General features: G+C 64.9%; 18 protein-coding genes and 1 tRNA gene. 6 read left to right on the top strand and 13 right to left on the bottom strand.

Features of this window, described 5'->3' with window-relative positions; translation table 11 throughout:
* Positions 1–57 precede the first annotated feature (57 nt).
* The 4 genes from Tam10B_RS04555 to Tam10B_RS04540 form a co-directional block, all read right to left on the bottom strand.
* On the bottom strand, positions 58–1,797 hold the full coding sequence (locus Tam10B_RS04555) for an ATP-binding cassette domain-containing protein (RefSeq protein ID WP_198947532.1): 1,740 nt from the start codon (positions 1,795–1,797) through the stop codon (positions 58–60).
* Positions 1,798–1,878: 81 nt separating this feature from the next.
* Entirely contained in the window at positions 1,879–3,690 is a 1,812-nt protein-coding gene (locus tag Tam10B_RS04550) for an ABC transporter permease (protein WP_093960067.1), read from the bottom strand.
* Between the two features lie 120 nt (positions 3,691–3,810).
* Positions 3,811–4,986: an ABC transporter substrate-binding protein gene (locus Tam10B_RS04545; RefSeq protein WP_093960066.1), complete on the bottom strand. Its 1,176-nt coding sequence runs from the start codon at positions 4,984–4,986 to the stop codon at positions 3,811–3,813.
* 250 nt (positions 4,987–5,236) lie between these two features.
* Complete coding sequence (locus Tam10B_RS04540) at positions 5,237–6,280, bottom strand: uroporphyrinogen decarboxylase family protein (RefSeq protein WP_093960065.1); 1,044 nt, start codon at positions 6,278–6,280, stop codon at positions 5,237–5,239.
* 380 nt (positions 6,281–6,660) lie between these two features.
* Between Tam10B_RS04540 and Tam10B_RS04535 the strand changes: the two genes are divergently transcribed.
* Positions 6,661–7,464 (top strand): pyrroline-5-carboxylate reductase family protein, encoded by an 804-nt coding sequence (locus Tam10B_RS04535; RefSeq protein ID WP_093960064.1) that lies wholly within the window; start codon positions 6,661–6,663, stop codon positions 7,462–7,464.
* An 18-nt stretch (positions 7,465–7,482) separates the two neighbouring features.
* A complete protein-coding gene (locus Tam10B_RS04530; protein WP_093960063.1) occupies positions 7,483–8,271 on the top strand; it encodes a VOC family protein in 789 nt (262 codons plus the stop codon).
* 83 nt (positions 8,272–8,354) lie between these two features.
* Here Tam10B_RS04530 and Tam10B_RS04525 read toward each other — a convergent pair whose 3' ends face one another.
* Both Tam10B_RS04525 and Tam10B_RS04520 read right to left on the bottom strand, forming a co-directional pair.
* A complete protein-coding gene (locus Tam10B_RS04525) occupies positions 8,355–9,656 on the bottom strand; it encodes an O-acetylhomoserine aminocarboxypropyltransferase/cysteine synthase family protein (protein WP_093960062.1) in 1,302 nt (433 codons plus the stop codon).
* A 24-nt stretch (positions 9,657–9,680) separates the two neighbouring features.
* Positions 9,681–10,877 (bottom strand): amidohydrolase, encoded by a 1,197-nt coding sequence (locus Tam10B_RS04520; protein ID WP_093960061.1) that lies wholly within the window; start codon positions 10,875–10,877, stop codon positions 9,681–9,683.
* A gap of 306 nt (positions 10,878–11,183) precedes the next feature.
* Here Tam10B_RS04520 and Tam10B_RS04515 point away from each other — a divergent pair, with 306 nt between their 5' ends.
* Positions 11,184–11,828 (top strand): alpha/beta hydrolase, encoded by a 645-nt coding sequence (locus Tam10B_RS04515; protein ID WP_093960060.1) that lies wholly within the window; start codon positions 11,184–11,186, stop codon positions 11,826–11,828.
* Between the two features lie 49 nt (positions 11,829–11,877).
* Here Tam10B_RS04515 and proC read toward each other — a convergent pair whose 3' ends face one another.
* From proC to Tam10B_RS04495, 4 genes are all read right to left on the bottom strand, one after another.
* Positions 11,878–12,687, bottom strand: coding sequence for a pyrroline-5-carboxylate reductase (gene proC / locus Tam10B_RS04510; RefSeq protein WP_093960059.1), 810 nt, complete (start codon positions 12,685–12,687; stop codon positions 11,878–11,880).
* A 126-nt stretch (positions 12,688–12,813) separates the two neighbouring features.
* Positions 12,814–13,413 carry a TetR/AcrR family transcriptional regulator gene (locus Tam10B_RS04505; RefSeq protein ID WP_093960058.1) on the bottom strand — a complete coding sequence of 200 codons (600 nt, stop codon included), beginning with the start codon at positions 13,411–13,413 and terminating at the stop codon, positions 12,814–12,816.
* A gap of 88 nt (positions 13,414–13,501) precedes the next feature.
* Positions 13,502–14,326 (bottom strand): ABC transporter permease, encoded by an 825-nt coding sequence (locus Tam10B_RS04500; protein WP_093960057.1) that lies wholly within the window; start codon positions 14,324–14,326, stop codon positions 13,502–13,504.
* The gene (locus Tam10B_RS04495) at positions 14,323–15,132 is read right to left on the bottom strand and encodes an ABC transporter ATP-binding protein (RefSeq protein ID WP_093960056.1); all 810 of its coding nucleotides are present in this window, start codon (positions 15,130–15,132) and stop codon (positions 14,323–14,325) included. Before Tam10B_RS04495 ends, Tam10B_RS04500 begins: the two co-directional genes overlap by 4 nt.
* A gap of 135 nt (positions 15,133–15,267) precedes the next feature.
* Between Tam10B_RS04495 and Tam10B_RS04490 the strand changes: the two genes are divergently transcribed.
* From Tam10B_RS04490 to Tam10B_RS04480, 3 genes are all read left to right on the top strand, one after another.
* On the top strand, positions 15,268–15,915 hold the full coding sequence (locus Tam10B_RS04490; RefSeq protein ID WP_093960055.1) for a DedA family protein: 648 nt from the start codon (positions 15,268–15,270) through the stop codon (positions 15,913–15,915).
* 112 nt (positions 15,916–16,027) lie between these two features.
* On the top strand, positions 16,028–16,741 hold the full coding sequence (locus Tam10B_RS04485) for a response regulator transcription factor (protein WP_093960054.1): 714 nt from the start codon (positions 16,028–16,030) through the stop codon (positions 16,739–16,741).
* Between the two features lie 128 nt (positions 16,742–16,869).
* Positions 16,870–18,147, top strand: a complete 1,278-nt coding sequence (locus Tam10B_RS04480) for a sensor histidine kinase (RefSeq protein ID WP_093960053.1) — start codon at positions 16,870–16,872, stop codon at positions 18,145–18,147.
* Between the two features lie 266 nt (positions 18,148–18,413).
* On the opposite strand, the gene Tam10B_RS04475 is transcribed toward Tam10B_RS04480, so the two are convergent.
* The 3 genes from Tam10B_RS04475 to ileS all read right to left on the bottom strand — a co-directional run bounded on the left by Tam10B_RS04475 (position 18,414) and on the right by ileS (position 24,707).
* Positions 18,414–18,486, bottom strand: a tRNA-Ala gene (locus tag Tam10B_RS04475).
* A 401-nt stretch (positions 18,487–18,887) separates the two neighbouring features.
* On the bottom strand, positions 18,888–20,954 hold the full coding sequence (locus tag Tam10B_RS04470) for a GTP-binding protein (RefSeq protein ID WP_093960152.1): 2,067 nt from the start codon (positions 20,952–20,954) through the stop codon (positions 18,888–18,890).
* A gap of 438 nt (positions 20,955–21,392) precedes the next feature.
* The gene (ileS, locus tag Tam10B_RS04465) at positions 21,393–24,707 is read right to left on the bottom strand and encodes a mupirocin-resistant isoleucine--tRNA ligase (protein WP_408606628.1); all 3,315 of its coding nucleotides are present in this window, start codon (positions 24,705–24,707) and stop codon (positions 21,393–21,395) included.
* Positions 24,708–24,806: the final 99 nt, after the last annotated feature.

Genomic DNA, 24,806 nt, shown 5'->3' with positions numbered 1-24,806 from the left:
AGTCGGCCACGCCGACAGCTCCCTCCCAGGGAGGGAGCACAACGGGGAGGGAACGGATCACTTGGCGCCGCCGAGGTAGGCTTCCTGCACCTGCGGGTTGCCCAGCAGGTCGGACGCCTTGCCGTGCAGACGGATGCGGCCGTTCTGCAGCACGTAGCCGTAGTCGGCGATGGTAAGCGCCAGTTCGGCCTGCTGCTCGACCATAAGCACGGACAGGTCCAGTTCGTCGCGCAGCTTGGCGATCTGTTCGAGCACATCCTCCACCAGCTTGGGCGACAGACCCATGGTCGGCTCGTCCATGCAGATGACCTTCGGACGGCTCATCAGAGCGCGGGCGAAGGCGAGCATCTGCTGTTCGCCGCCGGACATGGTGCCGGCCTGCTGGCCGCGACGCTCCTTGAGGCGCGGGAACCGCTCGTACATGGAGTCCAGATCCTCGGCGATGCCGACCTTGTCGGTGCGCGTGTAGGCGCCGGACAGCAGGTTCTCCTGCACGGTCATCTGCGGGAACACGCGGCGGGCCTCCGGCACGGACGCGATGCCCGAGGCGACGCGGTGGCGAGTGGACTCGTGCGTGATGTCCTTGCCCTCGTAGTGGATGGTGCCGCTCTTGGGATGGTTGATGCCGAGAATGGTCTTCATGGTGGTGGACTTGCCGGACGCGTTGCCGCCGAGCAGGGAGACGATCGCACCCTTGGGCACGGTGATCGACACGTCCTGCAGCGCGTGCACCTGACCGTAGAACACGTTGACCTTGTCCAGCGACAGCAGGGTCTCGGTTCCGGCAAACGGGTTGGCGTCGGCAGGCGATTCGGAGGCGGTCTTGCCGGCAGTCGGCTCGGGCTCGTTCACCGTGGCCACGCCGTCGTGTTCGATGGCGTTCTGCATGGCGAGCACGTTCACCTGGCCGTGGCTGCGCGTCTGGTTGGTCTCCCTGCGCTTGCCCAGATACGCCTCGACCACCTGCGGGTTGGTGCGCACCTCGTCGGGCGAGCCTTGGGCGATGATGCGGCCGCCGTCCATGGCCAGCACACGGTCGGACAGCGCGGTCACCAGGTCGATCTTGTGCTCGACGAGCAGGATCGTGTGTCCCTGCGCCTTGAGGTGCTGCAGCTGTTCGAGCACCTCGGCGGTCTCCGACTGGTTCATGCCGGCGGTCGGCTCGTCGAGCAGCAGCAGCTTCGGTTCGGAGATGTGCGCGCGGGCGATCTCCGTACGACGACGGTTCGCATACGAGAGCGTGTAGGTCAGATCGTTGCGGCGATCGCCGAGACGTTCGCGGAAGCGGTCGACCTCGCGGCCGACGCGCACGTCGACCTCCTTGATCTCACGCTGGGTCTTCGGTCCGTGGATGAGCGCCACGCCGGTCTCCGCCAGCAGCGGAATCCAGCGCACGATCGGATACTTCTGCAGGTTCTTGAACGGACGCTGCGCCTGCAGCTTCTTGTGGTAGCCGAGGTTGATGTTCTCGTCCACGGTCAGTCCGCCGAACACACGACCGTTCTGGAAGGTACGGGACAGGCCGCGTTCGGACACCTCGGTGGCGGGCAGGCCCGCGACCGGATCGTCATCGATGTCGATGATGCCGGAGTCGGGCGTGATGAACCCGGAGATCAGGTTGATCGTGGTGGACTTGCCGGATCCGTTCGGGCCGATGATCGAGATCACCTCGCCCTTGTGCAGGTCGAACGACACCTTGTTTACGGCGTGCAGACCGCGGAACGACTTGTCGAGCTCGCGTACGCGCAGCACCACGGGTGCCTCGAGCACCTTGCGGCGGTGCTCCTCGGGGCTCATCACCACCGCAGGGGCGTCGTGGCCGTCCTCGGCGATGGAAACGGAATCAAGGGTGGAATCATGTACCGAAGTCATAGTCGTTCAGGCCTTCCTTGCGAACAGTCCCTGCGGGCGGAACAGAATGATGACGACCAGCAGCACGCCGTAGAGCAGCACGCGGGCGTCGGACGCCACACGAAGCAGCTCGGGGCCGCCGATGAGCACGATCGCGCCGAGCACGGCGCCGAGCGGCGAATTCATGCCGCCGAGCACGATGATCGTGAGGATCAGGATCGACATGTTCGAGTTGAAGATGGTCGGATCGATGTACGTGTACTGGTGGGCGAGCAGCGAACCGGCGAGACCGGCGAAGAACGCTGCCAGCGCGTAGGCGAGCGCCTTGTAGGCTCCGGTGCGGATGCTCAGCGCCTCGGACGCCTCCTGATCGGAGCCGACGGCCTCGAACACGCGGCCCAGATGCGAGGAGCGGATGCGCGTGACGATGACGAGCGTGACGATCAGCACGATCACGTCGAGCAGGTACTGCATCTGCTGCGTGTACAGGGACTGGCCGAACACCTTGGGGAACGGGATGCCCTGGATGCCGAGCGAGCCCTTGGTCAGCGGCTCCCAGATGCGGATGATGGCAACCATGACCGCGCCCACGCCGATGGTGGCGATGGCCACGTAATGGCCGGACAGCTTCCACACGGGGAAGGTGAGGATGCTGGCGGCGATGGCGGCGATCACGCCGGCCACGAGGAACGCGGCGAGGAACGGCCAGTCGAGGCGGGTGGAGAGGATGGCCGACGCGTAGGCGCCCACGGCGAACGGTCCGGCCATGCCGAGGATGGTCTGGCCGGCGGATCCGGAGATCAGCGTCAGGCCCACGGCGGCGATGGAGTAGATGGCGATCTGCGTGCCCACGCCGGACAGGTAGTCGGAGAAGAAGAACGGGGTGGCGAGCGCGAATACGGCGAGACCGAGGTTGCCCCACCACGGAAGGCTGATCGGGCGTCCGCCGCCGAGGAACGTGCCGGTGAGCGGTTCGGACTTTACGTCGTCGCCGCCGAGCAGGCCCTGCGGGCGGATGATGAGGATGATGAGCAGCGCGCCGAAGGTGATGAGATCGTGCGCGCCATCGCCGAGGAACGAGATGCCCACGGATTCGATGAGGCCGAGGGTCAGACCGCCGACCACGGCGCCGGGGATGGAGCCGAGGCCGCCGATGGTGGCCGCCACGAAGGCGGTCATGCCGATCGTGCCGCCGTTCATCGGGTTGATGTTGGTGTTGAACAGGCCCACGAAGATGCCGGAGACGCCGGCGAGCACGGCGCCAATGACGAAGGAGAGGTTGCGGATGGTCTTGACGGGAATGCCCATCTGGCTGGCGGCCTGCGGGTCCTGCGAGGTGGCGCGGATGGCCTGGCCTGCCTTGCCGTATTTGAGGAACGCCCACAGTCCGAGCATGGACAGGATGGCGAAGATCACCATCACCACGTCCGAGGTGCCGAAGCGCACGCCGGCGAACTGCAGGTTGTAGGTGGGCAGGAGTTCGGGGAAGCGGCGGGTCTGCGTGCCGAAGATGATCTGCAGGCCGTTGTCCAGGATCTGGCCGACGCCGATGGTGGCGAGCAGGGCCGCGATGGGCTTGCGGCCTTCGAGCGGGGCGATGACCAGCGCGTTCATGATCAGGCCGAGCAGTCCGGTGACCACGATCACGGCGATGGCGGTGGGCACGATGCCCCAGCCGAGGGACGTGCCGAGCCACCATGCGGTCATCATGCCGACGGCCACGATGGAGCCCTGCGCGAAGTTGGCGACGTTGGTCACGCCGAAGATCAGCGACATGCCGACGGCCACGAGCGCATAGGCGCTGCCGTGGATCAGGCCGGCGAATATGGTATCAAGCATTGGAATTGCAATCCTCGTGGGGGATGGATGGAATAACGGGATTGGGGATGGGATGGAACGTGGCGGCTCCCCTCAGTCGGCCCTGCGGCGGACTGAGGGGAGCCGTGCACCGAGCAGCGGTCACTCGCCGTCGTACTGGACGAACTTGCCGTCCTTGACGATCAGCAGGATCGGTTCGATGTTGTCGGCGCGGCGGGTCTTGGTGTTGAACTTGAAGGTTCCGCCGTTGCCCTGGTAGAGCGGGAAGTCGGTCACGGTCTGCAGGGCCTTCTGGATGCCCTCGCGGGTGGGTTCGGTCTTGTTGGCCGCGTAGGCAAGGTCAATGATGGCCTGGTAGGCGGTCACCTCGAAGTTGCCCGGGTTGTTGCCGTACTTGGCCTTGAAGTCCTTGACGAACTGCTGGGCCTTGGCGTCCTTGGTGCCGGTGGCGGAGAAGCTGCCGGTGATGATGGTGCCTTCGGCGTTCTTGCCGGCGTTGTCGAGGAACTCGGAGGTTTCCTGGCCGCCGAAGAACGGACCAGTGTAGCCGAGCTTGTCGCGCAAGGTGTTGACCACGAGGGCGCCGTCGGGACCGTAGCCGATGTTGACCACGGCGTCGGGCTGGGCATCACGGGCGGGGATCAGGATCGGCGACAGGTCGGTGGAGTCGGGCAGATAGGAGGACTCGTAGACGATCTGGGTGCCGTTCTTCTCGGCCTCCTCCTTGAAGTACTGGTAGGCCTGCTTGCCCCAGTCGTTCTCGATGTAGACCACGGAGATCTTCTTGGCGGTCTTGGAGACGATGTCGGCGTTGGCCTTCTGGTAGACGTCCTGTCCGATCTGCGGGGTCCACACGTGGTCGCCGGTGTCGGTGAACGTGGGGGCGGAGTTGTTGAAGCCGTAGTGCACCAGACCGGCCTGCTGGAAGATCGGGCTGGCGGCGGACGAGGCCGGGGACGCGTAGTCGCCGACCACGGCGATGACGGACTTGTCGGACACGAGCTTGGGTGCCACGGCGGCGTCCTGCTTGGCGTCGGACTGCGTGTCGTAGTACTTGAGGCCGAGCTTCTTGCCCTTGACGCCACCGTCCTTGTTGACCTTCTCGACGGCCAGGTCGAAGCCCTGCTGGAACAGCTTGCCGTATTCGGCGTACTGGCCGGTCTTCGGGTAGATCACGCCGATGTTGACGGTGTCGGAGTCGCTGGATGACGACGAGGCGGAGTCGCCGCCCAGACCGCAGGCGGAAACGCCGAGCAGGGTGCCGGCGACGGTCACGGCCACGGCCGCGTTGCGCAGTGCTTTCTTCCAGATGTTCATGGTTCTTCCTCTCATGAAGGTGGATTGGTGGTGGATGGATTGATGGATGTTCGGATGGATATTGGTCGGCCGGAGGGGAGCCCTCCCTCAGACCGACTGCGTCGGCCAGCTCCCTCCCTAGGAGGGAGCACGACCGGAATTGGGAACCGACGCGTCCTCGGCCAGCATCCCTTGAGGGGAGCTGACCGGAATTGGGGAGCGACGTGTCCTCGGCCGGCATCCCTTGAGGGGAGCACGACCGAGTTGATGATCAGACGGCGCGGTGGGCGGCGAGCTCCTTGAGCGCCTCCTGGCCCGCCGGGGTGAAGACGGTGCAACTGGGAGCGAGCAGGAACGGCTTGCCCTTGCGCAGGGCGATGGTCTCGTCGAGCTCGCGCTCCACGGCCTCGGGATCGCCGTCCACGTTGAAGAGCAGCACGTTGGCGCCGCCGACGGGCACGGCCTTGAGGTCGGCGTTGATGTTCGGATTGCCGGGCAGGTACTGGTCCCAGTGGATCAGATCGACGCCCAGGGCGTCGAACCAGTCCGGGTGGGATTCGGCACGGCAGGTGTGCAGCAGCACGACGGCATCGGGGTTGGCCTTGCGGATCGCGTCGATCACGATGCGGTCGTACGGCTCGGAGAACTCCTCGTACTGTGCCTTGTCGAAGTAGCCTTCGCTCACGGTGCCGGTGGCCGCGTAGAACACGCCGTCCACGCCGGCGCCACCCTGATCGGCGGGCTTGACGAGCTCGGTCGCGTAGTCGGCGAGCGTCAGGGCGATGTTCTCCAGCGCCTTCTTGGCACGCTCGGGCTGGTCGAGGATCAGCGCCTTGACCGTGGTATTCGGCGTGGCGTACTCGTCACCCGGGTAGAGCGGCAGGTCGGCGATCTGCAGCAGCACGGACAGCGGGGAGAACACAGTCTGCAGCACGGCGCGGTCCTGCAGCTGCTCGCGGATCAACGCGGCGCCCTTGATATGCTCGGCGAACGGCGCGCTCTCATGCACGTCCAGTCGGGTCACCTTCTCGATGTCGTCCGGCACGTCGATACCGTTGGTGAGCTTCTTCGGCAGCACGAATCCGTCGTAGCGGTTCTGGTCGTACGTGGAGCCCCACGCCTCGGAGTAGTAGACGGCGCGCGGGTTGATCTTCACCCAGTCCCAATCCCACGTCTTGACGAAGTCCACATAGGCGGCGGCAAACGTCTCGGCGCCGTACTCGTGTCCGACGAGGTGCTGCCAGGCGGCCGTCAGGTACGGCACGGTGGACGTGCCCCTGACGATGTCGTGGAAGACTGCGCGGCGATCGGTCATGATGATTGTCCTTCTCTTGGATGGTACGCCGCGTCGAACTGCCCACGGCGATGATGTGAAAACAAGAAATTCCCCCGGTCCGATCCGAGGTCTGCAGCTCTCGGTCATCCCGACGCTCCTAAGAAAAGCGCACTTGCCGGCCCGATGCAAGCCAAACAAGGCGTTTTGATTACAGGCTTTTCTTATAGCCCTTCATTGAGGCGATATTTCCCATAGGTCTTGCAGCCCCTATCGAAAACGCTTATAGGCTATATCGGCGAAAACGCTGTCGCGGCGGCACATATTCGGGTATGAAAGTAAACGACAGAACATTTCCGAACGATTCCGCACATTGCGTCGACCGGCGCACATCGTGCCGATCAGCAAAGGGGATTCATTTCATGGCAGCCAATCTGTACTTCATCGGCGGAGGCAACATGCCCACCGCCATCATCGAGGCGGTGCGCCGCAAGGCCGACGCCTACCCGGTGGATCACATCTACGTCGAGGAGATCTCCCAGGAGCGCAGCGACTATCTCGCCGCCACCTACAACACCGAGGCCGCCACCCCGAACAGCCGCGTGGACGCCGACATCGTGGTGATCGCCGTCCGCCCGCAGGACGACGTGGCTGGTGTGGCCAAGTCGATCGCCGACCGGTTCGATCCGGCCAAGACCACCGTCATATCCATCGTGGCCGGCTACACCATCGCCAAGCTGGAGGCCGTGCTCGGCGAGCAGTGGCGCGTGGTGCGCATCATCCCGAACACGCTGACCACCGTGGACTACGGCTACAGCGGCGCCTCGCTCAACGCCAAGGCGAGCAAGGACGACGTGGACGCGTTCCTCAACACGTTCGGCAAGGTGCTGTACGTGGAGGAGCGATTGATCGACATCATCACCGGCTTCTACCCGCCGAACATCGTCTACCATTTCATCGACGCGTACGTGGACGCCGGCGTTCTGGCCGGACTGCCTCGCGACATCGCCAAGGCCATCGCGCTCGACACGCTCATCGGCGGCACTGAGTTCCTCAAGCAGAAGGACGTACTGCCGCAGGTGCTGCTCAACATCAACAACTCCCCCGGCGGCGTGGGCATCACGCAGGCGTACACGCTCAACAAGACCGGCTTTGCGGCCGCCATCCAGTCCGCGGTGCTCGCCGCCGTGGAACGCACCACCGCACTCGGATCGAACTCGAAGTAAACGTCAGGAAGGGCAATCATGGCTCAGCAATTCACATGGGACCATACGGTCGATTTCGTCGACGATCTCAAGCAGGCCGAGCAGGCATTCGCCGACCAGGGACTGACCGCCAGCTACGGCGGCAAGCACGTGGGGCACGGCACCGAGAACTCGCTCGCCTACTTCGGCGACAACTATCTCGAGTTCCTCACCCTGTACAGCCGCAAGGAGGCGCTCGCGGAGACCCCGCAGCGAGGTCAGATCTTCCACGACGCCGGCGAGCTGCTGCCCGAGTTCGAGGGCTTCTACCGTCCGGCGCTACACGTGCACGGCATCGAGGCGGCCGCGGAGCGTTTGCGCTCCAAGGGCGTGGAGCTCGGCGAGATCGTGCCGGGCAACCGCACCACGGCCAACGGCGAGGAGATCCGCTGGCAGCTGCTGTGGCTGCTGGGCGACGACCACGGCCTGCGCTACCCGTTCGTGATCGACTGGGATGCGGACGAGGCCACGCAGCTGGAGCGTTACGAGAACAGCGGCCTGCTGCACCGTCACCCGCTTGGAGAGGTGAGCACCCGTCGCGCGATCTTCGAGGTGCCCGACCCGGCCGGCATCTCCGCACACTGGGCAGACCTGTTCGATCTGGAACGCACGCACGGCACCGACGACAACGGTCGTGAATACTACGATCTCGCCGTGGGCGGCGGCCGTGACTGGCGATTCGTCAAGGGCGACTACAACGGCATCACCGAACTGCAGTACACGGTTCCGGCCGGCAAGTCCTTCGACGTCACCATCGGCAAGGCCCGCTACCGCAGCGTAACGGACTGACCCTCTGACCTCGCACGCGTATACAAAAACTCCCCTCGGATGAGGGGAGTTTTTTATTGATCTGAATTGATCCGAAAAGAGCGTCACTCCGCGAAGGCGGCGGCGAGGGCCTGATCGAGGTCGGCGATGAGATCCTCGGGGTCCTCGAGGCCGATGGACAGGCGGATCAGGTTGTCGGTCACGCCGGCGCGCAGACGGTACTCCTCGGGCACCTCGCGATGCGTGATGCGGGCCGGGTCCACGATCAGCGAGCGCGAGTCGCCGATGTTGGGGATGTAGGAGAACACGCGTGTGGAGTCGAGCAGGCGGCGCACACGCTCCTCGTCGCCGTCGATAAGGAACGAGAGGATCGTGCCCACGCCGTTCGGATAGTACTTGGCCACCAGGTCGCGCTGGTCGGTGTCGCCGAGTCCGGAGTAGTTGACCTTGAGCACGTGCGGATTGGTCTTGAGGTGTTCGGCGATGGCGGTGGCGGTGGCGACCTCACGCTTTTCGCGTTCGGGCAGGGTCTCGAGGCCTACGAGCTGCAGGTAGGCGTTGAACGGAGCCTGCACCGCGCCGAAGGTGCGCACGTACTTGATGCGCACGCGGCGGATGTACGCCTTGGGGCCGAACGTGTCGGCGAAGCTGCGCCGCACGCCGTTGCGTTCGTCACTGACAACGAGCTCCTTGCGGGTGAACTGCGGGTGGCGGCCGGCGGCCCAGTCGAAGCGGCCGGCGTCCACGATCACGCCGCCGAGCGCGTTGCCGTGTCCGGTGATGCCCTTGGTGGTGGAGTGCACCACCACGTCGGCGCCGAATTCGATCGGTCGGAACAGGTACGGGGTGGGCACGGTGTTGTCGATGATCAGCGGGATGCCGTGACGGTGGGCGAGGTCTGCGAGCGCCTCCACGTCGGTGATCTCGGTGGACGGGTTGGCCACGGATTCGGCGAAGATGGCTCGCGTGTCGGGGCCGATCTTCGATTCGACCTCGGCGAGGTCGTTGATGTTCTTGACGAAGTCGGTGTGCACGCCGAACTGGGGGAAGAACGTTTCCATGGCGTCCACGGATGCACCGTACAGGTTGGTGGGCGAGATGATGCGTCCGCCGCCTTCGGCCGCGCACAGCAGTGCGAACGAGACGGCCGCCATGCCGCTGGCCACGGCCACCGCGTCGTCGCCGCCTTCGAGCTGGGCGAGGCGCTTTTCCAGCACGTCGATGGTGGGGTTGGCCACGCGGGAGTAGGAGAAGCCCTGTTCCTCGCCTGCGGCGAGCCTGTCGCCGCGTTCGGCCGATTCCATGTCGAATGCGGCGCTCTGGTAGATCGGCGGGGTGGCGGCGTCGTGGTTGTCGAGGTAGTCGTATCCGCCGTGGATGGCGATGGTGTGGAATCCGTTGGTCATGGGTGTGATTCTCTTTTCTTGTCCTCAGTCGTTCTCGTTCGTACAGTCTGCATGGCCGTCCGTCGGGTCGGCCAGTTCCGCGAGCGCGCGTTTGGCGATGGCCGTCAGGAAGCGCACGCCGGCGATGATGCCGTGCGGGTCGGGCGCGAAAGTGGGGCCGTGCGGCGCGTTCGTGTCGCCGGCGCCGATGCGGACGAACAGTCCGGGGGCGTGGTCGAGGTAGTAGGAGAAGTCCTCTCCCCCGAGGTCCGCCCAGCCGGGACGGGTCTCGAGTCCTTCCTCGGCGGCGATCCTGCGGCCGACGGCCGCCCAGTGCGCGCTGTTGTCGACGGACGGCGAGCCGAAGAACCACTGTACGCTTGCGGTTACCCCGTAGGCGGCGGCCGTGTTTTCAATGATGCGTACGGCCCGATCCTTGGCGATCTGCCGGTCGACGCGTTCGGTGGTGCGCACGGTGCCTTCGAGGAACGCTTCGGACGGCAGCACGTTCCATGTGTTGCCCGCTTCGAGATGGGTGATGGACAGTACGGCAGGATGCACGGGGTCAATGCTGCGGCTGACGACGGTCTGCAGCGACTGTACGATGGCCGCCGTCGCCACGATCACATCGTCGCCCTTGGTGGGTTCGGCTGCGTGCGTGCCGTGTCCGTGAATGGTGACGGCGAACTTGTCGACGGCACCGGACGTGCCGCCCTCCTTGATGTAGATGGCGCCGACTTCGCCGGGGGCGTCGTGCGTGCCGAAGAACGCCTGCACGTCGTCCAGCGCGCCGGTGTTGAGCACCTGCACGGCTCCGGTGGGGCGTTCCTTGGTGGCGCGCCCCTCCTCGGCCGGCTGGAAGATCACCTTGATGGTGCCGGCGAGATCGTCGCGTACGGCGTGCAGTTCGATGGCGGCGCCGAGCGCGACGGTGAGGTTGAAATCGTGTCCGCAGCCGTGCATGTATCCCGCGTGTTCGGACGTGTACGGCAGGCCGGTGTTCTCGGTGATCGGCAGGCCGTCGATGTCGCCGCGCAATGCGATCACCGGGCCGGGCCGTCCGCCGCGGATGATGGCGATCAGGCCGGTCTTCAGACCGGTCTTCAGGATCTCGATGCCCTGCTCCTCCAGTATCCGACGGATATGTTCGGTGGTGGCGTGCTCCTCGTATGACGGTTCCGGATGCCGGTGGAACCACCGGTAGTGGTCCAGCAGGCTCTGTTCCAAAGCCGTTGCGCTCATGGGATCGTTCCTTTTTCTGGTCGGGTTTCTGGTCGGTCGGCGCGGGCCGGGCCGTCATGGCACGCCCCGCGAATCATGCAATATATCCATGTAATACCGTTTCATGGCGCTTGACAACGCGACGGCTATACGTAGAAGTTATGGACTGTTCGAAACCGTTCGTCTGCTCGCGGCCATACCCTGAAGTCAGGTGGCGGACATATCACATACCGGGACGGCCGATCGTCGATCCGGCGGACGACGGTCCGTGACCGAACACGACCGTGGGATCACGGCCGAACGATCACAACCAACGAAGGATGACTGATGGACATCACCAAGGCTCTGACCCGCATCCGCGGCAACGCCAGCACCCCGGTGTTCGTGCTGCTGCACGGATGGGGTTCGAATGAGTACGATCTGCCGGATCTGCTGCGCTTCTGCGCGCCGGACGCCGACTACGCGTCGCTGCGCGCGCCCATCGAATACGGCATGGGCTACACGTGGTTCGGCACCTGGGATCATGAGGGCGTGCCGTCGGGCACCTCGTTGGACGAGCAGGCGCTGGCCGCGGCCGAGGCGGTGGACCGCTGGGTGGCCGCCAATGTCGACGAATCCCGCCGCGTGGTGGTGATGGGCTTCTCGCAGGGCGGCCTGCTGGCCGGCCACATGCTGCGCGTGAACCCCGAACGGTACATGGCGGCCGTCTGCTTCTCCGGATGGCTGGCGCCGGGCGAGGCCCCGGGAGACGAACGCCTGAAGACGCTCACTCCCCCGGTGTTCTACGGTCACGGCGGCGCCGACACGATCTTCACGCCCGACGAGGTGAACGCCATGAGCGGGTTCTGGAAGACCCACGGCACGCTCACCGAGAGGATCTACCCCAGCATGGAGCACAGCATCAACATGCCGGAGATGCGTGACGTGTCGACGTTCCTGCAGTCCATCGGCGCGGCGCGGCCGACGTTCTAGCGAATCGCGCGGCGGCGGACTACCGCACGATTCAGCTGCAGTTCGTCGACTACAGTTCGCGCGAACGCTGGGCGGCGGCGGACACGGCCTTCATCACCGTGCCGCGGAAGCCGCCCTCCTCGAGCACCGCGTAGCCGGCGATGGTGGTGCCGGCGGGCGAGGTGACCATGTCCTTCGCCTGTGCCGGGGTCATGTTCTTGTCCAGGATCAGCTTGGCCTCGCCCAGGCAGGTCTGCGCGGCCAGACGGTACGCGGTGTCGCGGGTCAGGCCCTCCTTGAGTCCGCCGTCGGCGAGCGCCTCGATGAACATGGCCACGAACGCGGGGGCGCTGCCGGACAGGCCGGTCACCGCGTCGATCAGATGCTCGGGCACGAATTCCACGATGCCGATGGATTCGAACAGTTCCTTGGCGAACGTCTTCTCGGCGTCCGTGAAGTCGCTGTCGGAGCTCAGGGCGAAGGCGCCTGCGCCCACCAGTGCGGGCGTGTTCGGCATCAGACGCAGCACGCGCGGAGTGCCGTCCACGGTGGTGCGGATGCGTTCGGCGGTCACGCCGGCCATGATCGAAAGCACGGCCTTGCCGTCGAACGAACCGCAGTTCGCGGCGGTGTCGGCGAACGACTGCGGCTTGACGGCCAGCAGGATCATGTCGGACGATTCGACGACCTCGCGTTCGCTGGACGCCGCGGTCAGGCCGAGGTCCTTCGCGTGGGCGATAGCGTTCGCGTTCGGGTCGTAGATGGTCACGGACGCGGGTTCGACCACGTGGTGCGCCACCGCGCCTCCGATGATCGCGCCGCCCATGTTGCCGAAGCCGATCACGCCGATGCGCGGGGCTGCTGCCGTGTTGTCTGCCATGTCAGGTCCTTTCCTTGAAGTGTTCCGGCCGGTTTTCTCGACGTCGGGGCCGTTGCGGGACGGTTCCTCCCCTATCGGAACGTTCTGCCGCGACAGTCATCCCAAACGCCGCGACTGAAACGTAGTCTAGTTTTCGTTTGTGAACGACTGCGATACGGCTGCGATGCGGCGCACGCCCTCGCGGATGTCGTCCTCGCTGGGCGGGACGGTCGACAGCGCGCAGTGGATGGAGAAGCCCTCGATCATCGCGTCAAGCATCTGTGCCGTGCGCGGGTCGAAGAACCGTCGCAGCTGTTCGCGGCTGCGGCCCATCCACCGGGTGGTGATGTCGCGGTAAGCGGGGTCGCGCGCGGCCAGCGTGTAGAACTCGAGGTTGAGGCTCAGATCGTGCTGGTTGCGGAACACGTCGTCGACGATCGTGCGCACCACGGCCTCGCAGGCCTCCTCGCGGGTGGCGATTCCGGCGAAACGCTCACGCATGCGGCTCACGCTGTCGTCGGCGAAGCGTTCGAACGTCTGATGCAGCAGGTCGTCCATGCCGTCGAAGTAGTAGGTCATGGATCCGAGCGGCACGCCGGCCGCGGCGGCCACCACGCGATGCGAGGTGCCGGCCACACCCTTGTCCGCGATCACGTCGAGGCACGCTTCGATGATCCGGTTCCTGCGTTCGGGATCGCCGCGCAGCTCGCCGCGCCGCGCATGATTGCCACGTTCTGATTCCGTCATGTCACCCGTCCATTCCGCGCCGTATGGTCGTCGTCTCCCTGTACATGTGTACACGACAAGGCGGATAACGGACTGACCCGAGCGGAGCCTACAGGTCGGTGCGCAGACGATGGTTCTCGGTGAACGCCACGCGGTAGACGAGCATCACGATCAGCGTGTCGGCGAGCGCGGTGAGCGACGAGATGACGGCGAGCACGACGAACTGGTAGCGTGCGGCCTGCACCGGGTCGCCGCCTGCGATGATCTGGCCGGCCATCATGCCCGGTATGAGCACGATGCCGCTGGACGCCAGTTGGGCGATGGTGGGAATCAGGCCCAGGCGCACGGCCGAGGTGATGGACGGCATGGCCGCCTCCAACGGGGTGGCGCCCCAGGCGAGCATGGTCTCGATCTCGTAGCGCCGGGTGCGCATGTCGTCGAACAGTCGGGTGATGGCCACGGCGATGGCGGACACCACGTTGCCGAGCAGCATGCCAACCATGGTGACCACCACCTGCGGCGCGTACCACGGCTGGGGTCGGATGATGAGTTCCACGACCACGGAGAACATGAGCACGGCGCTGGCCAGCAGGGTGAGAAACACGGGCAGCACGAGCCCCTTGGGCAGGCCGCTGCCTCGGGTGAGGGTGATCTGCACGGCGGCGATGATCATCACGCCGAGCAGGGCGAACACGAGCCACCACTGGTTCACCTGGATCACGTAGCTGATGATCAGGCCCATGGCCAGCAGCTGCACGAGCGAGCGCACGGTGGCCCACAGCAGGCGGCGTTCCACGCCGAGTTTGAGTACCGCGGAGATCACGGCCGCCAGGGCCACCAGCAGCAGGGCGACCAAGAGGCCCCAGTTGTCGATCGGATAGTCGGATGCGGCGCCTTCCGTGCCGGTGACGAGTACGTCGTTGATGCCGCTCATGCCTGTGCCTCCGTATCGGTCGTATCGGTGTCGTTCGCCGTATCGGTGTCGTTCGCCGCACCGGCGGTCCTCGCAGCACCGGCCGCGGTCCTGCCCGTGATGTCCGTCAGCACGCCGTCGGCAAGCTCCAGCGTGCGCGTGGCCATGCCGTCCGGCTCACGGTGCCGTACGCGGCAAACCGCCATGCCCTCGTCCGCCGCACGTTTGAGCAGGTGGGCGGCACGCATGGCGTTGTCCGGGTCCAGTCCGGCGTCCACCTCGTCGGCGAGCAGCACCTTCGGCCCGGTCAGCAGCGTGCGCAGCAGACAGACGCGCGCCTGCTGTCCGACGGACAGGTCCTGCGGCGAACGGTCGAGCTCCACGTCATCAAGGCCGATGTCGTCCAGCGCGCGGCGCAGCGTATCGTCGTCGGGAACACGGACCGACGAATCGCGGCGCACCCGCAGCGTGAACGGGTAGCGGATCGCCTCGGCCACGCTCCCGCCCATCAGCACCGGCCGCTGCGGCACGTACGCCACCTGTGTGCGCCACTGTTCGGGCGTGAACCCGTCGGTGGACCGGCCGTCGAGCGTCATCGTCGCATCGGCGTCGGCGTTGAGCTGCGCCATGCATTCCATCAGCGTGGACTTGCCGGAACCCGACGGGCCGACCAGGTCGACGATCTGCCCCGCGTACAGCGTCAACGACAGTCCGGTGAAGATATCCTTCCGCGCATCCCCATGCCGCACATGGCATCGGGCGTCGGTCACCTCGAGCACCGGCCGGGGCTCGCCAACCCGCACCGCCGGCCGAACATTCCTCTCCATTTCAGTCATGCCTTCAGCTTAGGACCGCTCCCCCATATACGTTCCGGCGATTCTCAGCGCTTTCTGAGAACACGTACCGCAGTCTTGAATCATCAATCATCACGGCAAATCAACAACTCATCGTAAGGATTCGACATGCCCAGTTTTCTCAGTCCGGAATTCATCATCTCCGCGGCCGGCCCGTGGGCGCTGATCATCTCCGCGCTCATCGTATTCGCCGAAACCGGCCTGCTCGTCGGCTTCTTCCTGCCCGGCGACTCGCTCGTGTTCCTGCTCGGCATGGTCTCCGCCGCCACCGCGCTGCCCGACTCGCCGCTCGCCCACACGCCGCTCGCGCTCATCTGCGTGGTCATCGGCATCGCCGCGTTCGTGGGAGACCAGACCGGCTACGAACTCGGCCGCAAGGGACGCGACAGCCGTCTTCTGCAATCGTGGACGCAGGGCAAGAACGCCGAACGACTCGAACGCGCGCACGCGTTCTTCGTCAAATACGGCTACAAGGCCATCATCCTCGCCCGCTTCGTGCCGATCCTGCGCACCTTCACCCCGTTCGCCGTGGGCCTGACCCACTACGACCACAGGAAGTTCATCTCCGCGAACCTGATCGGCACGCTCATCTGGGGACTCGCCCTGCCCACGCTCGGCCACCAGCTCGGCCGCGTCAGCCTGATCGCCAACAACATCGACGCGGTGTGCATCATCATCGTGCTGATCTCCGTGATGCCGCTCGTGATCAAGGGCATCCGTTCGGCGCTCGCCTCGCGTGGCGCCACGCAGGCGTGAAACAATATCAGTGAATACGCCGACTTCCGGATGACGAACGCCGCACGGGCAGTCCGCACCGTGCGGCGTTCATCGTATCCGGGGACAACGGGAAATCGAGGGGAAGACGATCATGGCCGACGACGCATCGACACCGTACGCGCTCACCGATCCGGAGAAGCTGCTGCAGCCGTCCGTGCTGTTCATCGAGGATGATCCGCGCATCGGCGCGATCACGTCGGAGATCCTCGGCGAACACTATCGCGTGGACTGGGTGACGACCGGCGCGGAGGGGCGCAGTCGACTGTTCGGCATGACGTATGACGTGGCGATCGTGGATCGTCGACTGCCCGACGCCGACGGGCTCGAACTGGTGCGCGAGGCGCGCGGCAGCGGCATCACCACGCCCGTGCTCATGCTCACCGCACTGGGCAGCGTGGACAATATCGTGGAGGGGCTGGACTACGGCGCCAACGACTACCTGACCAAGCCGTTTCACTTCGAGGAGCTGGAGGCCCGTCTTCGCGCACTGCTGCGAGGCTACCGGGCCGAACAGAAATCGTACGACATCGGCGACTGGCGTCTGCTGCCGCAGTCGGGCATGATCGAAAGCCCCGACCTGCAGCGGGTGACGCTCACCCGCGCGGAATGCACGCTGCTGACCACGCTCTGCTCGTCGCCGCAGCACGTGTTCTCCCGCGCCGAACTGCTGCGGATCGTGTTCAGCGAAAGCGACACCGAGGGCACGATCGATACGTACGTCTCGTACATTCGGCAGAAGACCACCCGGCACATCATCGACACCGTGCGTGGCCATGGGTACATCATCGGAGAGCCGCGCGACTAGCGTTGCGTCGTTGATTTTTTCGCTTCCCCGGCTTGCCGCGTTTTCCTCGGCTTCCCGAGGCAATGACGGTTCCGTCATTCCGGTCATCGATTCGTTCAATCCAGTGAAACAGGAACAAGCAGGAGCATATGGACACTTCCATGGGCACTTCCTCATCGGCATCCGCCGAATCCACCGCATCGGCGACGGTCGACACGTCATCCGTCAAGCCATTCGAGCCGCATCGCCTCGGCAATAATCGACACGGTCTGAAGAACGGGCTGAAGGCATGGGTCAAACGTCTGGTCACGCGCGTGCTCGGCGATCGGGCCGCCACCAGCATCAGCCTGCGCATGACCCTGGCCATGACCGTCATCACGCTGATCGGCGCCGGATGCATGATCGCCGGCGTACTGCTCGGCTCCAGGCATGAGTTCAGCGAGCGTGGCATCGATCCGAACGACGTGAATGCGGCGGCGTCGGCCGTGGGCACGTGGGTGATCGACCAGAAGAAGGCGCTGGCGTTCATCGTGCTGTTCGCGGTGGGCATCATCGTGGCCACGGCGTTGGTGGGCTGGTATTTTTCGCAGCGCGAGCTTGCGCCGTTGCACGAGGCATTGCGGTTGCAGAAGAATTTCGTGGCCGACGCCAGTCATGAGCTGAAGACGCCGCTGACGGTGATCAGTCTGCAGACCGATCTGATCGAATACCGGCAGTCGCGTGGCATGCCGATCGATGATGCCGTGAAGCAGCTGCGTGGCGATGTGGACCGTATGAACGACATCATCAATGATCTGCTGCTGGCCGCGCAGGGGGCGCAGAAGCCCGAGCCGGTGGAATTGCCCGGCGTGATCGCCGAGGCCGTGGAGACCGTGCGGCTCTTGGCCGACAGCCGGCATGTGACGATCGATTGGGATGATGCGGCTGGTGGCGGTCGTGATGGAGATGCCGAAGCGGCTGAGGGCGTAACCGGCAGTGCCGGCGAAGGCGTGGCCGGAGACGAGGCCGGAGTTGCGGCGGATCCCGCGAAAGCCGGTACGACCGGAACGGCGGGGAAGCCGATCACGGTGCTTGGCGGCCGGTTCGGGCTGATGCGCTGCATCGTGGCCGTACTCGACAACGCGATCGCCCACTCCCCCGACGATTCGCACATCCGTGTGACCGCGTACACGACCGGGGCATCGCTGCGTGGCGGTGGGCGTGAGGCGGTGATTCTGGTCAGCGATCATGGCACCGGCATCGGCGAGGATCCGGAGCGACTGTTCCAGCGGTTTGCGAGGTCCGACGACGGCACCGCGCATCAGGGCTACGGCCTGGGGCTGGCGCTGGCGCGCGATGTGGTGTCGCGCTATCACGGGTGGATCGATGTGGAGTCCTCGTCGCCGTCCGGCACCACCATGCGCATCACCATGCCACTGGCGGAGTAGGCACGGGTGGCGGCGTTCGTTGCCGTCGGGCTACAGGGCGCTGTCGGACTGCATATTTGGGGCGTCGAATGCCCGTTTTCTGCTCTTTGGGGCGTCAAATTCCCGAAAATCGACGCGAAAACGGGATGTCGACGCCCCAAAAAACGGATTCTTCCGCATCGCGAGACAAAACCGGGATCCGGTTCCACGATACGGACCACAGCCGGGCGGAACGGCGGGGAAATTGAAAAAGGTCCGAGACCCATTCGGATCCCGGACCTCGTCCGTGGAGCTAGGGGGATTCGAACCCCCGACCCCCTCCATGCCATGGAGATGCGCTACCAGCTGCGCCATAGCCCCGTCAGTCAGATGGCCATCGGCCACAACCAACCGGTCGTTTCGACTTGAGACATATTACGCAACCACCCGGATCCACGCAACTTCGGCGTGTCTCACCCCGGCTCCCCGGCTTCCGCCCCGTTCCGACTCCCAAAAATCCGGACTCCCAAACTTGGTAGTCGAAACATAACACCGTGAACCCTCACAAGCCGCCGGATACGTCACGTTCCGACTACTAAATTCCCGACCACCAAACTTGGTAGTCAAAACGATTCTCCGCATTCCTCTACGCGCCACCACACCCGTCGTACCTCGATCAGCAGGCCCGATCTCCGGCATTCTCGGCGTCATGCTACGCCATGGGCGGTAACATCCGGCCCCGCTCCAGAGCTCGCACCGCAACACACAACCACACCACGCGACTACAGTGCGCGCAGTTCGAGATGTGCGTGCGCGTCGACGTCGCTCCACTTGACCGGATATCCGGCGCCGTGCGCGCAGAACACCGAGTCGGGCGTGTTCTCCAAGTCGGATTCAGGATCGTAGTTCACGCGTTCGATCACCGCATCGGCATCGTGGCAGGGACGATATCCGCCGAACGTGCAGCTGATCTGCCCCTGACCGTGCGTATAGGCGTTGACGTCCATCGCATAGTCGCGCATTTCGGAGACCGGCGCCGTGCCGGACAATACCGCGTACTCGCCGTCGTTCGTCGGTGGATCGAATTCGCCGCTCATGCGCTGCACGTCGGCCATGGCCCGTCCAAGCATGTCCTGCGGCACTTCGAGACGGAAGTCGTACCACGGTTCGAGCAGTCGGCAATTCCCGTCGCGCTTTGCCTTCATCAGACCCTGACGGACCGCGCGATACGTGGCCTGACGGAAGTCGCCGCCCTCGGTGTGCTTCTCGTGGGCACGGCCGTTGATCAGCGTGATGCGCATGTCGGCGATCGGGAATCCCGCAAGCACGCCGAGATGCTCCTTCTCCGCCAGATGCGTGAGCACGAGCCGCTGCCAGTTGCGGTCGAGCACGTCGAGGCTCAGATCCGAACCGAAGACCACTGCGCTCCCCTCGTCCGCCGGTTCGAGCAGCAGATGCACTTCGGCATAGTGCCGCAGCGGTTCGAAGTGTCCCACGCCTTCGACGGGCGCGGTGATCGTCTCCTTGTACAGGATGCCGCCGGGGCCGAAGTCGATGTCGAGCGAGAACCGGTCGTGCATGATCTGCCGGATGATCTCCAACTGCACGGCACCCATGAGCTGCACGTGGATCTCCTGCAGCCGCTCCTGCCATGCGACGTGCAGCAGAGGATCCTCGTCGTCGAGCTCGCGCAATGCGGCGAGCACCTTGTGCACGTCGTTGTCGCCGGGCAGCACGGTGTAGGTGAGCACCGGCTCGAGCGCGGGCTCGCCGGCATCGGATTCCACGCCCAGTCCCTCACCGGGGAACGTGTGCGTCGGACCGGTCACCGCGACCACGGAACCGGCGGGCGCCTCGTCAACGAGCGTGAACTTCGCACCGGAGTACACGCGCACCTGATCGGCCTTCTCATGCCAGATCTCGGCGCCGCCGTTTCCGACCGCCTCGCCGACGGTACCGTCACCATTCTCGCCGGCGCCGGGCCGTTCGTTCGTCAGCACGCTTTTGACCGGCAGCACTCCCCCGGTCACTTTCAGCCACGTCAGCCGCCCGCCCTGTTTGTCGTGCGAGATCTTGAACACGCGGGCGCCGAACGCGTCGCCGTGATCGGGCTGACGGACGAGCGCGCGCAGACCGTGCAGAAAATCGTCGACGCCCTGCAGCTTCAATGCGGATCCGAAATAGCAGAGGAAGATCCTGCGTTCGGCGATCAGTCGACGAACGGTGTCGCCGGACAGTGCGCCCTGTTCGAGGAATTCGTCCATGGCGGACTCGTCCTGCATGGCCATGGTCTCCTGAACGTCGTCAGGCAGTTGCGGGAATCCGTCGCCGGGCGTATCACCGTTGCCGTTGCCGTCATCGCCGGAGCCGTTGTCGAGTCCGCCGAACGGCACGCACGCGTCGGAGAATCGCGCGCGCATCTGCTCGAGAATGCCGTCGCCGTCCGCACCCACGGCGTCCATCTTGTTGACGAATACGAATGTGGGCACGTGGTATCGGGCCAGCAATCGCCACAGCGTCTCCGTGTATCCACGTACGCCGTCGGACGCACTGACGACGAGAATCGCATAGTCGAGCACACGAAGGGTGCGCTCCATCTCGGCGGAGAAGTCCACATGACCGGGGGTGTCGAGCAGGGTGATGCGCAGATCGTCGAGGTCGATCACCGCCTGCTTGGAGAAGATCGTGATGCCGCGCTGCTTCTCCATGGCGTCGGTGTCGAGGAACGCGTCGCCGTGATCTACGCGGCCGAATGATCGGATCTGACCGGACCGGTAGAGCAGCCCCTCGGACAGCGTGGTCTTGCCTGCATCCACGTGGGCGAGGATGCCCACCACAACCTGTTTCATCGTCACCTCGCACACTGGTCGGGTTCCTAATCGCACAATGGCGGATACCTGCGGCGTAGCGGAGGTCCTCCGCGCTCGCCATCAATCGACAGTACCGTCACCCGTGCACCGGCGTGCAATGGCAGCCGCCCCTTGCCGAAACCGGCAGGATGTTCGGTTTCCCTCTCCAAAATCGCCGACGGAAGGGAGGTCTCGATGAACGGTGGTACACAAAACGTAGATACCTGAAATTGACCGTTGATTTTTCAACGTTCGGTTTCGGGTATCTGCGTTTTGTGCACCGTCGAATGCCGAGACACCGGTTCCGACGAAACATTTTCCAACGGAATCGCTCAGAAAACGGTCAGAAAACGAACAGTGGCCCCGAACGGCCCGGAGGCAATATGCCACGGACCACTCAGGACCACTGTCAGAATGTCAGGTCAGAGCGTCAGACACTCACGCCTTGGCGACGGTCACGCCAATTTCCTTGGCGTCCGCATCGGCGGTGATCTCCACACCGGCCTCGGCCAGGGTCTCCGCGGCGATCAGGTCGCGGAACTGCTCGGCCTTGGGGGCGTCGGCGGCCGGCAGCGTCAGCTTCAGCGAGATGCGGTCGGCGATGTCGAGTCCGGCGTCCTTGCGGGCGTCCTGCACGGCGCGGATCACGTCGCGGGCGTATCCCTCGGCGATCAGGTCGTCGTTCAGCTCGGTGTCGAGGATCACGAAGCCGCCGGTCGGCAGCGCGGAGGACACGGAGTTGGCGGCTTCATGCGCGTTCTCCTCCTCCACGCGGTTGATCAGCTCGTACTCGCCCTCGACGAGCGCGATCTCGCCGTTCGGGGTCTCCGCCACGGGAGCGCCGTCGGCACCCACGTGCCATGCGCCGGTCTTGGAGGCCTTGATGGCGAACTGGACGTCCTTGCGCAGACGCTTGCCGGCCACGCGGGCGTTCACCTTGAGCTCGTGGACGATCTTGAGACCCTGCGAGGCGGCGTCCTCCATGGTGCAGAACTCGATGTCCTTCACGTTGAGCTCGGACTTGAGGATCTCGGTGTACGCCTTGACGGCCTCGGCATCCTCCACCACGACGGTGAGCTTGGCGAGCGGCTGACGCACGCGGATCTTCTGCGCCTTGCGCAGCGACAGCGTACCGGACACGACCTCGCGCACCTTCTCCATGGCGGCGACGAGCTTGTCGTCGGCCACGAGAACCTTGCCCAGCTCGGTCGGCTCGCCGGTCTTCTCGTCGGAGAGGAACGGCCAGTCGGCCAGGTGCACGGACTCGCCGCCGGTCAGACCGCGCCAGATCGTCTCGGTCTCCATCGGAGCGAGCGGGGCCATCACGCGGCACAGCACCTCGAGCGCGGTGTACAGGGTGTTGAACGCGTTGGCGTCCTCCTGCCAGAAGCGATCGCGGGTGTTGCGGATGTACCAGTTGGTAAGCACGTCGATGAAGTCGCCCACCTCGTCGCACGCGTCGGAGATGGCGAACGTGTCGAGCGAATGCTGCACGCCGGAGACCAGCTTGCGCAGACGGGCCAGCAGGTAGCGGTCCATCTCCGGCAGTCCGGCCACCTCGTCGGCGGTGAGCGTACAGGCGTCGAAGCCCTCGCCCTTGTTCGCGGCGTTCGCATACAGGGTGAAGAAGTAGTAGGAGCTCCACAGCGGCAGCATGACCTGGCGCACGGTGTCGCGGATGCCCTCGGCGGTGACGATCAGGTTGCCGCCGCGCAGGATCGGGGACGACATGAGGAACCAGCGCATGGCGTCGGAACCGTACTTGTCGAACACGCCGTTGACGTCCGGGTAGTTGCGCAGATGCTTCGACATCTTCTGGCCGTCGGAGCCGAGCACGATGCCGTGGCAGATCACGTTCTTGAACGCCGGGCGGTCGAACAGGGCGGTGGCCATCACGTGCAGCAGATAGAACCAGCCACGGGTCTGGCCGATGTACTCGACGATGTAGTCGGCCGGGAAGTGCTGCTCGAACTTCTCCTTGTTCTCGAACGGGTAGTGGAACTGCGCGAACGACATGGAGCCGGACTCGAACCAGCAGTCGAGCACGTCGGAGATGCGGTGCATGTGGCTCTTACCGGTCGGATCGTCCGGGTTGACGCGGGTCAGGTTGTCGATCCACGGACGGTGCATGTTGATGTTGCCGTCCTTGTCGCGCGGGTAGTCGCCGAAGTCGGCCTTGAGCTCCTCGAGGGAGCCGTACACGTCCACGCGCGGGTACTTCGGATCGTCGGACACCCACACCGGGATCGGGGAACCCCAGAAGCGGTTGCGGGAGATGGACCAGTCGCGGGCGTTGGCGAGCCACTTGCCGAACTGGCCGTCCTTCACGTTCTCCGGGATCCAGTTGATCTCCTGGTTGAGCTCGAGCAGGCGCGGCTTGATCTTGGTCACGGACACGAACCAGGAGCTCACCGGCTTGTAGATCAGCGGGGTGGCGCAACGCCAGCAGTGCGGGTAGGAGTGCACGTAGCTCTTCTCCTGGAAGAGGATGGCGCGCTTCTCCTCCGGGATCTCGGCGAGCGGACCGTCGCCGGCACGCAGGTTACGCAGGATCGGCAGGTTGGCGTCGAACACGAACATACCCTCATAGTCGGGGCACTGCGAGGTGAACTTGCAGCCGGCATCGAGCACGTCGGTGCTCTTGATGCCCTTGGCGTTGAGCGTGTTCATATCGTCCTCGCCGTAGGGGGCCTGATGGACCAGACCGGTACCCTCGACGGTGTCGACATAGTCGGCGGTGAAGATCGTGTAGCCGTTCGGTCCGGGCACATTGCCCTCGGATTCGGCGGTCTCGCCCGAGAAGTACGGGAACACCGGCCAGTAGCGCCAGCCCTCCATCTCGGAGCCCTTGAGCTCGCGCACGATCTCGTAGTTCTCGCCGAGCTCCTTCTCGTAATGCGGCAGCAGGGCCTTGCCGAAGTAGAACTTCTTGCCGGCGAACTTGCCTTCGGTGGGCTTCACCTCAACGTAGTCGATGTCGGCGCCGACCACGATCGCGAAGTTGGTGGGCACGGTCCACGGCGTGGTGGTCCAGAACACGGCGTAGGCGTCCTCGTCACGCAGCTTAACAGCCACGGAGACGGTGGTGTCCTGACGGTCCTGGTACACGTCGGCGTCCATGCGCAGCTCGTGCGCGGACAGCGGGGTGCGGTCCTTGGGGCAGTACGGCAGCACGCGGTAGCCCTGGTAGGCCAGTCCCTTCTCGTACAGCTGCTTGAACGCCCACATCACCGACTCCATGTACGGGATGTTCAGGGTCTTGTAGCCATGCTCGAAGTCCACCCAGCGGGCCTGACGGTGCACGTAGTCCTGCCACTCATTCGTGTACTTGAGCACGGAGGCGCGGCAGGCGTCGTTGAACTTGTCGATGCCCATCTCCTCGATCTGCTCGACCGAGTCGATGCCAAGCTCCTTCTGCGCCTCGAGCTCGGCGGGCAGGCCGTGGGTGTCCCAGCCAAACACACGATTGACCTTGCGGCCCTTCATGGTCTGGTAGCGCGGGATCACGTCCTTGGCGTAGCCGGTCAGCAGGTGGCCGTAGTGCGGCAGGCCGTTGGCGAACGGCGGGCCGTCGAAGAACACGAACTCGTTCTGGCTGTGGTCGCCGGAGGGGTTGCGTTCGACGGACTTCTGGAAGGTATCGTCCTTGTCCCAATAGTCGAGGGTCTTCACCTCGAGATCGGGGAAGCTGGGATTCGGGGCCACGTGCTCCAGGCTGGAGTCGGCCGCAGCCTTCGGGAACTTATTGCTCACCGCTGGTCTCCTCATTCACAGTGTCACCATTACTACTGCTACGAGGACGACCGGATGCTGCGACGTGCGGAACACGCCTGACCGTACGCACAACATCTG

This window comes from Bifidobacterium vansinderenii (genome assembly GCF_002234915.1).
Classification (GTDB): domain Bacteria; phylum Actinomycetota; class Actinomycetes; order Actinomycetales; family Bifidobacteriaceae; genus Galliscardovia; species Galliscardovia vansinderenii.
This window is presented reverse-complemented; position numbering and strand designations above follow the sequence as displayed.

Excerpts from the sequence above, each read along its gene's own strand:
- Tam10B_RS04555 (WP_198947532.1), bottom strand. The coding sequence starts at position 1,797 with ATGAGCCCCGAGGAGCACCGCCGCAAGGTGCTCGAGGCACCCGTGGTG.
- Tam10B_RS04550 (WP_093960067.1), bottom strand. The coding sequence starts at position 3,690 with ATGCTTGATACCATATTCGCCGGCCTGATCCACGGCAGCGCCTATGCG.
- Tam10B_RS04545 (WP_093960066.1), bottom strand. The coding sequence starts at position 4,986 with ATGAACATCTGGAAGAAAGCACTGCGCAACGCGGCCGTGGCCGTGACC.
- Tam10B_RS04540 (WP_093960065.1), bottom strand. The coding sequence starts at position 6,280 with ATGACCGATCGCCGCGCAGTCTTCCACGACATCGTCAGGGGCACGTCC.
- Tam10B_RS04535 (WP_093960064.1), top strand. The coding sequence starts at position 6,661 with ATGGCAGCCAATCTGTACTTCATCGGCGGAGGCAACATGCCCACCGCC.
- Tam10B_RS04530 (WP_093960063.1), top strand. The coding sequence starts at position 7,483 with ATGGCTCAGCAATTCACATGGGACCATACGGTCGATTTCGTCGACGAT.
- Tam10B_RS04525 (WP_093960062.1), bottom strand. The coding sequence starts at position 9,656 with ATGACCAACGGATTCCACACCATCGCCATCCACGGCGGATACGACTAC.
- Tam10B_RS04520 (WP_093960061.1), bottom strand. The coding sequence starts at position 10,877 with ATGAGCGCAACGGCTTTGGAACAGAGCCTGCTGGACCACTACCGGTGG.
- Tam10B_RS04515 (WP_093960060.1), top strand. The coding sequence starts at position 11,184 with ATGGACATCACCAAGGCTCTGACCCGCATCCGCGGCAACGCCAGCACC.
- proC (WP_093960059.1), bottom strand. The coding sequence starts at position 12,687 with ATGGCAGACAACACGGCAGCAGCCCCGCGCATCGGCGTGATCGGCTTC.
- Tam10B_RS04505 (WP_093960058.1), bottom strand. The coding sequence starts at position 13,413 with ATGACGGAATCAGAACGTGGCAATCATGCGCGGCGCGGCGAGCTGCGC.
- Tam10B_RS04500 (WP_093960057.1), bottom strand. The coding sequence starts at position 14,326 with ATGAGCGGCATCAACGACGTACTCGTCACCGGCACGGAAGGCGCCGCA.
- Tam10B_RS04495 (WP_093960056.1), bottom strand. The coding sequence starts at position 15,132 with ATGGAGAGGAATGTTCGGCCGGCGGTGCGGGTTGGCGAGCCCCGGCCG.
- Tam10B_RS04490 (WP_093960055.1), top strand. The coding sequence starts at position 15,268 with ATGCCCAGTTTTCTCAGTCCGGAATTCATCATCTCCGCGGCCGGCCCG.
- Tam10B_RS04485 (WP_093960054.1), top strand. The coding sequence starts at position 16,028 with ATGGCCGACGACGCATCGACACCGTACGCGCTCACCGATCCGGAGAAG.
- Tam10B_RS04480 (WP_093960053.1), top strand. The coding sequence starts at position 16,870 with ATGGACACTTCCATGGGCACTTCCTCATCGGCATCCGCCGAATCCACC.
- Tam10B_RS04470 (WP_093960152.1), bottom strand. The coding sequence starts at position 20,954 with ATGAAACAGGTTGTGGTGGGCATCCTCGCCCACGTGGATGCAGGCAAG.